This is a genomic window from Vibrio sp. YT-15, assembly GCF_033337445.1.
Lineage (GTDB): Bacteria > Pseudomonadota > Gammaproteobacteria > Enterobacterales > Vibrionaceae > Vibrio > Vibrio alginolyticus.
In genome coordinates, this window is the sequence record NZ_JAWOQR010000002.1 from 546,563 (window position 1) to 560,553 (window position 13,991).

The following is a 13,991-nucleotide window of genomic DNA, read 5'->3' on the forward strand; positions in this document are numbered from 1 at the left end:
AATAAAAATGGAATTAGTACTAAAAGTTGGTGAGGTCTGCGAAGTTATTGGAAAGACCATTACAATTCGCGTGTATAAGAACAAGAACCTTTCCGATCTATTTTACAATGGAACCATAATTAGAAATGTCTCTGTTGGTAGCTTCATTGAGATTAAGAAAGGTTTCACCAGTTTAATTGGCAAAATTGAAGGTGAAAAACTCATTGAAGACAGGAATACAACTTTGACCTCAAACGAATCTACATCTCCTAAGTATCAAAGATTCCTTACTATTTCACTATCTGGGTACATCAATAGAAATAACAAATTTGTCGGTGGCACGGCTGAATTGCCATTGATTGGTAACGAAGCATATATTCTAACTGATGATAAAATCTCTACTGTTCATAACGTTGGCACTGCTACCAAAGAGCAATCAATTGAGGTAGCCGAAACACATATTGACAAGATGCCAATATCATTACCAATTGATGGCTTGTTAAACACACATATGGCAATTTTTGGAAATACTGGTAGTGGTAAATCTAACACATTGACTGCAATTTATAAATCTGCCTACCAACGACTAGAAAACACTCTAGGAATCGAAAAGTTTAATCAGCGATGTAAGTTCATTCTTTTTGACTTCAATGGTGAATACATAGCGGAAAACTGCATCACCAATAAGAAGAAAGTTTATGACTTAACAACAAGAACGGGTGATGGCCCAAAGCTACCTTTACCAGGAGATGGCATCTTAGATATTGAAGTGATATCTATAATATGTGAAGCAACTGATAAGACTCAAAAGCCTCTACTTGAACGTGCATTGCGGATGTATAAATCAGCTAAAGATGCCTATAATCCAGATCAATATGTTAAAGGGATCTTGCAGAGTCAAGTCAAAAAGACATTATTACTAGCTGATAAGCCCAAAATTACAACCGTTATCGGCTACTTCCGTTCGATCTTCAATAATGCCGATGATCTTGAAAGTGACATCACCATTTATAACAATGATGGTAAAGTACAATTACTGTCTCCAAAACCGTTAGTCAATAGTGGGTTCATTGGCAATGAAGAGAGTCCCAATATTACCAACACAAATCTCTACTCAAAGACAAACACATTTCAATTAGAAGCCAATGAATTCAATAACTTCATTAATTTTGTTTATATACAACTAATTGAAGACTTATTATATGACAGAGTAACTAATGAACATGTAAAGCCAGTCCTTGGGAAGCTAAAACAAAAGAAGAAACACATCGAAAAAGTGCTCAATTTCAATGGTGGTAATATTTGGGATGGCAAGAATTTTGTTGTGATTTCGCTTGATAAAGTAAACATAGACATCAAAAAATTACTCCCACTCCTTGTTGCTAAGACCGTTTACGATGAAAAGAAAAAGTCTCGTGGTAATGAGTCGTTGAATATTATTATTGATGAGGCGCATAACATACTTTCTAATGAATCATTCAGGGAAACTGAAGCATGGAAAGACCACAGACTTGAAACATTCGAAGAGATAATTAAAGAAGGACGAAAGTTTGGTACGTTCTTAACGATATCGAGCCAAAGGCCAAATGATATCTCTCACACAATAACGTCTCAAGCACACAATTACTTCATACATCGGTTAGTTAATGAAAGAGATCTACATTCTATTTCTAGAGCAGTTTCATACATTGACAGTATCACAGAAGAATCAATTCCAACGCTTCCTACAGGGGTATGTATTTTTAGTGGGGTATCTACACAAATCCCACTAAAACTGAGGATTAATGAATTATCAAAAGATGAACAACCTCACAGTAGTACGTTCGAGTTTTTCAAAGAGCCACAAAATGAAGCTACAGCCCTTAAGCTTGAATCTGCTCAAAATACACTCGATATACCATTTTAGGTGTTGGCAATGAAATACTAGACTTCAGATAACATGTGGTATTGCAAAACCACTTGAATAAATTATGAAATAGTTTTTCTGCTAACGCAGAAAGGTGCAGAGTCGTGTTTGCCGAGATTGGCTTCAGAACGTCCTTGGACAACAACGCTGGTTAAGCTTTAGGTCACCACTCCTTTCAGAATCTTAAAGGCAAAATGAACTTTACCGATTCGCGGTGCTCAAAAGGTGAAAATTTTAACTTTTATATTAATTTTAAGGGATTGAAATGGGCCTGATTCGGATAATTCTAGTAATACCGCTACTTATTGTTGGCGTCGCCAAAGCGTCTTCTACTATCCATAGTATCGAGCGGCAAGATGGCTCATCGTTAATTTATTACCTCACCAAAACGGCGGAAAATCCGAGTAATGCCTTGTTGGTTATCATGCAAGGCTCTGATTGCAATAGCGTCTCCCACAGCACGACGATTAATGACCTATTTTCGCAAACGGCGCCAGAGGCTGATTTACTCACGGTAGAGAAATACGGGCTAAACCAAGCGATCAGGTGGAATCCCGATGGCGATAGCCCTGATTGCCCGACAGCGTACATTCAAAAGGATTCACCGACACAGCGCACGGCAGACTACCGACAAGTGATCGAAAGACTCGAGAGTAATTATGAGCACATTATTGTACTTGGCGGGAGTGAAGGGGCCGTAGTTGCCGCCATGGTCGCGTCACAAGTTCCATCGGTTGATAGCTTAGTGTCTTTGAACGCTGGTGGGCGCTTCTTCGTTGATGATGTTCTCTATAATATGGAGCAAACTATGCCATCGGAAGCCTTGATAGAAGCAAAAAATGGTTTCTTGGGTTTTCAGCAAGCCGTGGTAAGCGCTGAAACAATGGACATCAATATGAGCTCCCATGGTTTTGCTTGGTGGAAAGAGATGCTGACGTTAGACCAAAGGACGATACTTGAACGGGTCAGTGCCGACATTCTCATTTTGCAGTCGGAGCGAGACATTAACGTTTCACCTGATCAGGCGAAACGACAAGCAGAGCAACTGATGCAGTCGCGTTCGAACGTGTCGTTTGTGTTACTCGCTGGTTTAGATCACGCTTTTCAAAACCAGCGAGGAGAAAGTGAGATACCAGCCGTTATCAAACAGATTCGAGCATGGTTAGAACGAACTTAGTTAGTACAGGAAGAAAAAGAAATGGGGTAAGGTCTTGCGTTTTGCCACACATTACTTTTGCATATCAAAACTAGCTGACTATCGGAAACGTAACCGAAGTGCAACAAGCTTTGGTGCGAGTTGAACTAGCCAGAGGTAGCTAGCTCGAAGCTGGACATTTTTGTGTTAGGGAATTTGCTAAATTAGAGCAGTGTGGATAACTTTTGGTATCGAAAAGCACACAATCGTGTCTATACAATTCTAACCAAGCCTGATGATCCATGAGGCCCGTCTGCGCCGATATAAATTCAATACAAAATTATTCTCAGATAATTAATGCACAAATATGCTCACTGTATATATCAACAAAAGGCATTTCCTACGGCCAAGGGTTAGCGGATGCTAACAAGAAAGCTCCCTCTTTGGAATTATCGTTCATTTTGTCCTTTTCAAGCTATTGAAAAATACCTTTTATGCCCATATCTTGTGTTTACTCACTATTTAGGTGTCAATATATGGAGTTAATACTATAAATGCAGATGGCATTTATCAAGCGCTCCAGTAACATCAAATTTAAGGAAAAAAAATGAGCGACAACCTCCTTCCCTCAAATGCAGTCCGAGTCTTAAGCCTCAATGGCGGGGGCGTCCGAGGCCTGTTTACTATTAGCGTGTTAGCTGAATTAGAGCGGATCCTTGAAGAGTCTTCAAACGAGAAGACGATTAAGATTGGTGACTACTTTGATCTGATCACAGGTACATCCATTGGAGGACTTCTCGCTTTAGGATTAGCCGAGGGAAAATCTGCACGAGAGCTAAAGGATGTTTTTTATAGCAAGGGCGATAAGATATTCCCTCGGTATAAATGGTTCAATAATTCACTGAAAACAATCAAGAAAGCATTTGGTGCCACTTATAAAACGGAACCATTGAAAGAAGCCATTATTGAAATGATTGGTGAAAACACAACATTTAACGATCTTAATAGGCGAGTGATGATACCTACCGTCAACTTATCAACGGGTCGTCCTCAGTTTTTTAAGACGCCCCATAGCCCAAACTTCACTCGTGATGGGCCTTTGAAGTTAGTGGATGCTGCTCTAGCCACATCTGCTGCACCTACTTATTTCGAACCATATTTTTGCGATGACCTTAAAGCATACTTTGCTGATGGAGGATTAATAGCGAACAATCCTAGCTTTGTAGGTTTGCATGAGATTTTTGGTGATATGAAAACTGATTTTCCAGATGCTTCATACTCAGATATTCATGTTCTGAATGTTGGGACTATGGGGGAAGAGTATGCACTTAGTCCGAAGATATTGAGTGCTAAAAAGGGCTACGTAGGAATGTGGGGATTAGGAGAGCGATTAGTTCTCACCACTATGACTGCTAATCAAATTTTACATCAGTTTATGCTAGAAAGAGAGTTGAGTGTACATGGTGCCGTCGGCAACTATATTAACTTAGATAGTAGGGTCCCAAATGAAGCTGCAGGAGATATTACACTTGATAACTCTAGTATTGAAGCACTAGACAACCTAGCTTCTAGAGGCAAGCAGTTGGCAAATGAAGAGTTTGCAAAAGATAAGCGACTGAAGCTGATCTTTTCTAGACCGGCAGAGCCATTTAAATCTAAAGTGACATCTGATACCTCAAATGAAAAGGGATCTTTAGCATGAATTGGAATCTACACCACTACTACACTAATCGAAAAGATGGCTTAATGGGTAAACTTCTTCTCAGTAAAGAAGAAGATGAAAAGCTCTTGTATCTTCGTAATACTATCCGGAAGCGTATTACAAATGTCTTTGAGGAGATTGGGGCTGTCGCCAAAGATCAGGCAGCATTTAGCCAAAAAAGTGAATATCTGTACTCACGTCTACAAAACACAAAGCTTCGGTATCTTACTAATCAACAAATCACTGAAGCAAGTAGTTTGTTGAGTCAAATGGACAAAGATACTTTAAAGGAACTTTCCGCCTTGAAGCCTAGATTTTGGACTCAGGGTAGCTTCAAATACAGAACTTTAAACCGCCCTTTTCACCCAGGCCAAGAAATGGATATTGATGATGGGACCTACCTTCCAATGACTTTCTTTGAGTCAGAGCCAAAGATTGGTCACCAACTTTTAACTCTGCTAGTTGACGCGTCCCTTATGTCATTAGTTGAAGAAAATGTTGGCTGGGAGTTCGATAGCAAACGAACTTGTGCCCGTATAAAAATCCCTCAAGAACGTACACACATTGATGTTCCAATGTATGCTATCCCAAAAGAACAGTTCTTGGAAAAAGAAGCCGCTGTACTTAAGGCTTTTAATCGTCGCGGAATGTATGAGTCAGTAGGGACGGAAGCATATGGCTTTATACAAGATTCGGCAGATGATCTCGAGTATGAAAAGTTAGACTCTGAAAATGTAAACCTTGCTCTTAGAGATGGAGAACCTGGTAGCGCTAAGTGGATGAATAGCGACCCAAAGATTGTTGAAGATTGGTTTGAAGGCGAGTGTCGCCGTATAGGTAAACATTTGCGAAAAGTATGTAGGTATATGAAAGCTTGGCGTGATGCACAGTGGCAAGTAGGTGGTCCATCATCCATCAGTTTGATGGCTGCAACGGTTGAAGTCTTGCAGCAACACTTTGTTGACGCTCAAGATATGGGAGAGACAATGAAGGTTGTTGCTGACAACTTATACCAAGAGTTTCTTAAAGGGGTTGAAAGTCCAGATAGCACTGATGAAAGACCATTGTTTCCGCCAGAAAGTCAGCATACTAATAGAGAACGGGACATTGTTGGCAAGTTGAGGTTATTACCCGAACAACTACGAGAAGCAGAAAGAGCTGAATCAAAAAGTGATGCTCTATCTAAGTTGTCTTTAGTTTTCGGAGAGCGAGTTTTTGACCCAGAACTTATTAAGCATAAGGCTGCCGCTCCTGCATTTAGTCAGGAACCAACCAAAGCAAACTCTTCTACACAAATCAGTTCTTCAATGGTGAGTGGATAAGCATAGTGAATATTACTCATCAGGCTCTACTTAAGCTTGGTTATAGTTACAGACCTATAAACCGTTTAAAAAAAGAGTCCTTTTTACAGAGATACTTCATTTTAGGTGGGGTTTATATAAAAAGACACGATACAAAGTATGGTGCGTTTGAAGTTGCAATGATACAAGCGAGTGACCCGCATATTGAGCTTCCAACTGTCTTTGTAATTGATATGCCGCTAGCTCTCCAAGGGCGGCTAATCCCTCATATATCTCATGAAGGCTACCTGTGTTACGTCGAACAAATGGAAGCTGACTGGAATCCGAATAACTTAGTTGAACTATACAAAACTGTAGATCTTCAGATAAAGACAACATTGGATATTGCAGTAAATGCTATGGACAATGAAGTCAAAGGAGACGAGGAGCTTGATAATGAATTTGTATCTTACTGGTCTTCCACTGCCGAATTATATTCACTCAGCGAACTTCGAAGACACTCCACTTACACATCCGTTTTAGCAAGAGCGACAGGTAAAGAAAAGCTACGGTCAAGCGAGTATATTACCGTAGAGGTTGACAAAAAAGAGCATGACTTACGGACCAATCAGTACTTACAAAGCTGGCTAAATCAAAGGGACTTAGAGTTGGTTCGTCCTGAGAGCCCCGCGATAAAAACTCATTATGTCTGGGTTCGTCCAAGTCGGTTATCCGGTGTAGAGTGGCCGCCTCAAGATCTTAAAGAGGTGCTATCTTGGCTTGAGCTAGTTGATTTCAGCGCAAGAGATCATCTTGTTCGATGCCTATCTAACTCAAAAGCAAAAAGAAATATTGTTGTGCTTGATATTGAGAAGCAAGATCCGGTTTCCCTTTATCTAGAGATAGATGTAAATAGTATTGAGTGCCAGTTTAGTTCGCGGAAAACCCGAAGAAAGAGGAAGCAAACGTCTTTCAAAAATCTGATCGGAATTTTGTCTAGAAAAGGTTTTTGCTCCAAGTTCGCTCGGTTATCAATTACTAGAGCGGATAAATCCGCCTTATTAAGCCGTAATCAACAGAGGGAGTTTGAATTAAGCTCAAAAAGCATTGCTCTAATTGGGTGCGGTACAATAGGGGGATATTTAGCAGAGTTGCTCGTTCGAAACGGAGCTGGCTTAGGTGCGAAATGCTTACATCTCTACGATAGAGATACTCTAAAGCCTCATAACTTTTCTCGGCATACACTTTCTGTATCAGACTTTGGGAGCAATAAAGCCTCAGCTTTAGCTAAAAAGCTTAATAATTCAACACACTTAGCTAAAAGTATTTCTGGATTTGATAGTAATTTTCCTATCAATGAAGGAACGCTTAGTAAGTACGATATTGTTATTGATGCAACTGGTCGCCCCCCTGTATCAAAGAGGCTAGCATTTGTTGTTCGTCAGATGTCCGTCAAACGGCCTACTATCGTTCATGTGTTCAATGATGGTAATGGTAGAGCAGCTAAGGTTTTAGTTGATGACAATCTGAGTTGCTATGGGTGTATGACGGTTGATAAGAGTATCCATCAAGACCATATCGACATGCGCTTTAAAGACCTAGATCTGTCTAAAGAAAAAAAAGTCAGCTGTGGAAATACTTATACAGTTTATGACGCTGGAGTAAGCCAGATTTCTGCTGCTATGGCGTTGGAGGCTGTATTAAATACGCTTAATGTAAGCACGCCTTGGACTTACAGTGAGTTTATCTTAGACCCTCGCCATCGCACCGGAAAGAGAAAGGTACTGCTACCTCAAAAGCAATGCGTGGTATGCAATGAAGTTTGACAGAGAGCTTACGTATCAAGATAGCAATGGACACCTCGTCGTAATTACTGAACATGTTTTAGCCGTTCTAGAAAAATATAAACAAACTGAAATGCAGGATAATGAAGCAGCAGGTGTGCTACTTGGCGAAGAAAGAGGCCAGCATATAGTTATTACTGATCTGTCTGAGCCCGGATTTGGTGATCTTAGACAGAGAAACCTAGTGGATAGGCGAGGCAAACACCATCAACAGAAAGTAGATGATTGTTTCCAATTGTCTGGAGGAACGGTTAATTATGTCGGAGAGTGGCATACTCATCCCGAGGACTTCCCTCAACCATCGCAACAAGATAGGTCATCATGGTCAACACACCTCAAAGGGGGAACACCTAAGATAGTTATCATTGTCGGGATAAAAGATTTTTGGATCGGAAAGATGAAAGGGGCTAGTTTATCAAAACTCTCCTCTCGCAGGTAATTGAATAAGTTCTTAGAAGGCACTGAAGCTTGGATTGGAGCAAAGAAGATTTACGAAAGACGATGCATGTACTACTGCATCAATAACTTTCACGCTGAATTAACAAAAAATCCAATTGTCGAACCTAAACTTAAGTGATGTAGATGAGCTTTGACAAAAAATGGTATATCACGGACTTTAAACTAATGGAGACGCTTCCTATTGAACCTGTTTAGATGAGTGTAGACACGTAACAATGTCAAAGCTATATTTACTTATCATCGTCATCGGATGAAATCCGCGGCTCGCCATCTAAGATATACGACATGAAACAAGAAACTAAAAAAATTCACCTTTCCGACCAACAGCGTCGTGAAGCAGTTACTCGCTTGATGAGTCGAGTTATTGTCAGTGAGCATCGTGCCCCCAAGATCAAGAAAGTCCGCCGTAATGTTATACAACAGATGTGCGTTGCATTTACTAAGGCAGTTCACGCTGAATAGCAATCACTAGTAATTCTTTCACAGCCTTCAAAGGTGTTTTGTTATCTAGCCAAAAACTAGCGCTATTGTTGCGTTAGCTTCCTCTCTAGAAATTGAATGAAAAAGTCATCTTCTATGTAAAACAGATCATAGCCAACATGCTGAATACCCTCTTGCGAGATTTCCGTGATTTGCCCTTTACCATCGTTCTCGAGTGAAAACTCTCGTTGAAGGTTATATATCAACTGATTGAACCGAAGGTCAGTATTGTTGCTCCAAAATTCCTTCAAAAGTGAAAGCGTAGTTTCTATTCTTTTAGGGTCGCGCATTGATGTGCTCCTTGTGGTCTAACGTCAAAATACATATTTGAATTAATTTTTATGATGTTAATTATCAGCGCCAAGGGGCAACACGTCTAGCGGATATACATCTTAATTGAGGTGTTCCCCAAAGTATTACTGTTTAAAACCAATACCAAAATTTAACTCTAGTTTTGGTATTTCACACTTTTCTGGTCGTGTATTTGAGCTCAAATACCAAAAGTAACGTTGAATTTAGTATATATACCAAAAATATGCATAAATTTTGGTATTGCATGTAGAAAATGCAGGATGCAATCTCCCTTCAACCAATTTGTATCAATTTTGTTTGTGCAGGAACCTGTTAGCACCTAAAGCGTTGGAGGCGCTTTAGTCTAGAGGACGTGCCCCATAGATAAAAAGACAATATAAACCTGATTGATTGGAACGATATCTTTACTTAGTTATTACTTGGTCTTTTCCACAAATAAAAGCAAACGTATCACGCAAGTTGCGTCACGCAACCTGCGTGATGAGCTTTTTAGCTCGGAGAAGGAATCAAGAAAGGTTTGCCATTAATGCACAGCACACTCTTGGGCATTTCGTGTTAAGGCTTTTGCTCTAACTTCTCTCCTACCTATGAGTAGAAGTATCTTGAAACATGGCAACCCATTTTCGATTAGACGAGTGATAGGGAAAACTGGGAACTGTTGTACTATAGGCCCAATATTCTCGCTAGCTGTGACCAACGGCTGAAAATGAACATTGTTATGGTGTTTGGTCTCTTCATGTAACAGCATATCTGTTTAGACGACAGCAATATCTTCCGCATGGAAAAGGATGTGGCGCAGGCGGCCACATCAGTGTTTACCAGAAAAGAGGCATTGCTACTTTACTAAGTGACATCTTCAGTGCTGCTCTCCTTATCAAAGAGAGTATCGATTGCTTGGGTGAGTGGATATTCTTTCAATCCTGACAAGCAATCTTTCAGCCTACGTAAATTAAGTTCGGACCATGCATTCAGACACCAACCGCAGTTAGCCGAAGGTTGATTAACAAGCCAGTCAATCGCATATTGCTTGTTATTAGCGATAGCATCTTCTAGGAAGGCTAGCGCTTCTTCAACCGTATCCCCGTCGCTGAGATTTGGCATGGAAAAGCTGTCGCCGTAGTACTGGATGCTCCGGTATTTGATATCGTTAGAGGTAGTGGTTTTAAAAAACTGTACACGGATTATTGATGACAACTGACTCTGTCTCTCTTTACCGAGCAGCTTAAACAGAGTACGCAGCCATTCAGAATTGAATACGCGTTGGTCACTGAGGGCCTTAACTAGGGCACTCGATAAGGCTGAAGAGTGTCTGAGTGTATTTTCATTGGCTGCAAAATGCTCGGCAATCTTCCTATCCACCAAATGCATTTCACTCAGCCTTAACATCCAATCGTTATCAGTCAAGTCAGGGTTGTCGAAGTAATCGGTAAGAATATTTAGTAACTTCCTTAGTTCGCCTTCATCATTGCTGAGAATGTCATCGACCGCCTCATCTTGCCATTGTGCTGGAGAGGAATTATCTAATGGCCAATCAGAAAGCCATGACAGAAGTTCGTAAGAGTTGAGTTCAGGTAGTTTGTTTTTAAGTACTGAGTAGTATGATTTCAACAAAATTTCTGGTGACATACGATATATCCGCCCATCACGTATAAGCTTGGCCATAGATTCAAACAGGGCTTCAGAAACTGCGCCAGTTTGGCTCCACTTGAGAAGGCGATCGAATTGAACAAAGCTAAGGTAATTGGGTAAATATTTAGAGGCATCAGGATGCTGTGAGATATACGGTGCGACCCAACTTGCAATGTTCTGGTTTTGGAGTTGGCCGTTTGAATTGGGAAGCGAAGTATTCGTCTGTGACGGTTCGAATTGATTGAAAAGTGTAGCAGCGGTTAAGGCGACCAGTCTAGCGATAGTCGTTTTGTCCTCTGGGCTTTGTTGGCTGGTATTATGCAGCATCTGAGTTAGTTGCTGTGTTAAGCCAATATTGTTTTGTTGGTGCCAACCCACACTAAACGGTAGCTGGGTCAAAACGTCCTCTATCTCACTGTTAGCAACTGGTATATCGTTGAGTAAATCCATTGACTCAAAGCTACCCAAATCGCCACAACGCATTCCCCCGTGCAGTAACGGCAACAGGGTATCTTTTTCGTTCAGTACGTTTTGACGTTTGCAGGCTGCGGTGACGACCTTGCCTATAGGCAATGACAGGACAAGACTGTCTATCTTCCAGTTGGGGATTGTATTTCGCATTGGATAGAGTACATTAACCACCATTGGGGCGGAGGGCTTTTCGATGAAAGAGGGACGCTTGCCAGTGACTGTAAAATAGCTATAGGTATTACGGACAGCTTGCATTAACTCTTCCCACTTTTCGTTGCTTGGGGAAAGGTCTTTGGGATCGTTTGAGCTCTGTAATGTTCGTGCTAGACGCAAAACCATCGCTGCTGTTTTTCGCTGCTCCTTCTCAGGGATAGACAGATCAATACATATGCCATGATCAAGTATCGTCCGAAATCCAATGATTAAATCCTTGTCAAACTCATCCGGTATAACGGGATTGTCTAAGAGTTCATGGTTGAAATCGGCCAAATAATGTTCCAACAGCTTTTTGCCATCGGATAGTTCGACCAACTCGGCCATGAGCTTCACTAAATCTGGGGCATCGGTGACGGCCATCTGCTTTTTGAAAAAGACATCGAAACCGTGTAGAGCCGAGAGCGTTACGATTTGCTCTGCATCCATCCCCGTAAATGCTGCACGCAAAGGTTCGACAATAAGTTCACTTTGGGCGATCGTAAACGAAGTCTGGTAGTGGAGCGCCGCGATGTGCTTTGGCCACTCTTCCGTCGTACCTGCATACTTGCGCAGCACTTTTTGTGTGGCTTTAATTCTCCTTGATTGCTCTACTTCAAGGTTTGCTGGCTCACCGACCAATTGCCGGAGATGGATATCGTTGTCATGAACCGCCATCAGGTAAGCAGCACAAGATGCACCATTAAGGGTATTGTTATCTTCGGGGCAGCTGTCAATACGCGTGCCGATTCGGTTGACCAAATTCTTCAGATACCGGGGAGTGATATTGCGTTGCCAGATATCAATCAGCTCGTAGACTCCTTCCTTGCCGTCGATATCAGAGAGAGTTTCATCCCAATAATGGTTGAAACGCTCGCGCCAACCAGTCGAAGCAATAGGCGGAGCAGTAAAGGGAATAGGGATACGCTTGGAGATAAACTCCTTACCAGACCGATTGGCTTCGATGGCACTTTGCTCCAACGCTTTGGCCAAATGCTTCTCGGAATAAGGCAGCAAAATACGGAAACGCTTACTGCCGAGCGAGATCAGGGTATCGATATCGCTCCATAGTTCACGGGCAATGTCCGGCGAAACGCGATCGATATTGTCAATCACCAGTATGATGGTTTTGCCCTTGGGAATGAGATGCGCGAACACTTTGAAAGCTTGGCGCAACTCTATGGCGCCGACCTCGCGGTTAACATCGAGGGTTTCATTGATGGTATCACGACTGTTGCGTTTGAGTAGATCTCCTAGCTGAAGATTACTACCGCAAGCTTTGATCAGGCCATAACCGACAAACGGTAGGGCAAGCAGTCCACCGGATAAGATGCCCTCGATCATCGGTATGGTTGGTGTGTCTTTGAATCTGTCATACAGGAAAGCAAGGAAAGGGCGGAGCTGCAATGCTGAGACCCCGAGCAGGAACATAAAGCTGATAGCCGAGAGTGGAATATGGCTGTTTGTCACTTTGGTATAAGTGAGTCGTTTGCCTAGCGCGGTTTCTACAGCAGCGGCCAGCTTCGCCAGTTTGTAGCGGTCACCTTTGAGCATCGGTATCAACTCCCGCTCGATGGTCTGGATAAGTGCGGGCTTGAGGGCGGTGTGGTACTGGTCGGCATCGAAGGTGACTAGGTGGAAACCCTTGTCCTCCAGCTGACTGGCAAGAATATTGATTACGGTGCTCTTGCCCGCTCCGAGAGATCCTTCGATCCCTATAATGTGCTGTGAGGCATCACTGATCAGGACATTTGCGATAGCATTGGCGACTTGCTGGTGCCCCTTGCCAGAAAACATGTCATTGTCAGCAGGTGCTTCGCTTTGGTATTTACGTAACAAACTGGAATCCCTCATAAAAAGCGTAACCCTACTACTTTAGCATCAAGCCCGTTATGAGAAAATAACGATACCAAGAACTCATCCTTAACATCACATTTTCATGCAACAGAAAACAGGATTATCCGTACTTAGCCTGCACGCTGGAAAACCGTCCAGTCTGCTTTGCTTTGGGCTGTTCGTTGTCGCCCCGAGCCACTAAGATGCCACTCCCTTGAAAAGGCAGCCCCTAAAGAAGGTATGACCTAGACTCTTCATTCCAGATTAGTCAAATTATGGGAAATCGACTTTAACAGGCCATGGATGAAGCTATTGCACCAACACGAAATGGGGCATTTTTGATTTTGACTGATTTGTGCAACAGGCTGTTGCACAATTAGGAAACGGCTTGTTTCACTAACAAGCGAGTCTGATTTTAGCCAACAGGTTGTTGACCAAATTTTTCATCTGGAAGGTCTTGCTCATCATCGAACATTACAATGCTTCGGCGATGCTCCTTTAGAGCAGATAATGCAACTTGAAAACAACTTTCACACATATCAAGGTGGTGATTAATACCGTCCATTTTTGACCCAAATCCCCAGTTAGCAGTCAGTTCACCAACTTCTTGTAACTGAACACCATTTGAATCGACCATCACGCTAGCACCACAGATATCACAATAGCGATCGACAACGACCTCTATCGTTTTTTGCCCATAAACTTTCATTGTGAACTCCTGTCGCTGATAAGATTATTCATTACTTGAATGTTAGCCAGTACCAAA

10 protein-coding genes are annotated in these 13,991 nt (G+C 41.9%); 7 read left to right on the top strand and 3 right to left on the bottom strand.

From position 1 onward, the window contains the following. Positions 1 to 7 precede the first annotated feature (7 nt). The 7 genes from R7D93_RS06675 to R7D93_RS06705 all read left to right on the top strand — a co-directional run bounded on the left by R7D93_RS06675 (position 8) and on the right by R7D93_RS06705 (position 8,767). Positions 8 to 1,885, top strand: a complete 1,878-nt coding sequence (locus tag R7D93_RS06675) for an ATP-binding protein (RefSeq protein WP_213869193.1) — start codon at positions 8 to 10, stop codon at positions 1,883 to 1,885. Positions 1,886 to 2,150: 265 nt separating this feature from the next. Next, positions 2,151 to 3,062 carry an alpha/beta hydrolase gene (locus R7D93_RS06680; RefSeq protein WP_053307030.1) on the top strand — a complete coding sequence of 304 codons (912 nt, stop codon included), beginning with the start codon at positions 2,151 to 2,153 and terminating at the stop codon, positions 3,060 to 3,062. 565 nt (positions 3,063 to 3,627) lie between these two features. After that, complete coding sequence (locus tag R7D93_RS06685) at positions 3,628 to 4,722, top strand: CBASS cGAMP-activated phospholipase (protein ID WP_053307029.1); 1,095 nt, start codon at positions 3,628 to 3,630, stop codon at positions 4,720 to 4,722. Beyond that, on the top strand, positions 4,719 to 6,044 hold the full coding sequence (locus R7D93_RS06690) for a CBASS cGAMP synthase (protein ID WP_053307028.1): 1,326 nt from the start codon (positions 4,719 to 4,721) through the stop codon (positions 6,042 to 6,044). The genes R7D93_RS06685 and R7D93_RS06690 overlap by 4 nt, the downstream gene beginning before the upstream one ends. A 5-nt stretch (positions 6,045 to 6,049) precedes the next feature. After that, the gene (locus R7D93_RS06695; protein WP_053307027.1) at positions 6,050 to 7,828 is read left to right on the top strand and encodes a ThiF family adenylyltransferase; all 1,779 of its coding nucleotides are present in this window, start codon (positions 6,050 to 6,052) and stop codon (positions 7,826 to 7,828) included. Next, complete coding sequence (locus tag R7D93_RS06700) at positions 7,818 to 8,285, top strand: Mov34/MPN/PAD-1 family protein (RefSeq protein ID WP_053307026.1); 468 nt, start codon at positions 7,818 to 7,820, stop codon at positions 8,283 to 8,285. Before R7D93_RS06695 ends, R7D93_RS06700 begins: the two co-directional genes overlap by 11 nt. 305 nt (positions 8,286 to 8,590) lie before the next feature. Next, a complete protein-coding gene (locus R7D93_RS06705; RefSeq protein ID WP_153904563.1) occupies positions 8,591 to 8,767 on the top strand; it encodes a hypothetical protein in 177 nt (58 codons plus the stop codon). A 62-nt stretch (positions 8,768 to 8,829) separates the two neighbouring features. Here R7D93_RS06705 and R7D93_RS06710 read toward each other — a convergent pair whose 3' ends face one another. The 3 genes from R7D93_RS06710 to R7D93_RS06720 form a co-directional block, all read right to left on the bottom strand. After that, positions 8,830 to 9,075, bottom strand: a complete 246-nt coding sequence (locus R7D93_RS06710) for a DUF1040 family protein (RefSeq protein ID WP_053307025.1) — start codon at positions 9,073 to 9,075, stop codon at positions 8,830 to 8,832. Between the two features lie 865 nt (positions 9,076 to 9,940). Next, the gene (locus tag R7D93_RS06715) at positions 9,941 to 13,228 is read right to left on the bottom strand and encodes a P-loop NTPase fold protein (protein WP_171346346.1); all 3,288 of its coding nucleotides are present in this window, start codon (positions 13,226 to 13,228) and stop codon (positions 9,941 to 9,943) included. Between the two features lie 412 nt (positions 13,229 to 13,640). Continuing rightward, positions 13,641 to 13,934 (bottom strand): hypothetical protein, encoded by a 294-nt coding sequence (locus R7D93_RS06720; RefSeq protein ID WP_054574412.1) that lies wholly within the window; start codon positions 13,932 to 13,934, stop codon positions 13,641 to 13,643. Positions 13,935 to 13,991: the final 57 nt, after the last annotated feature.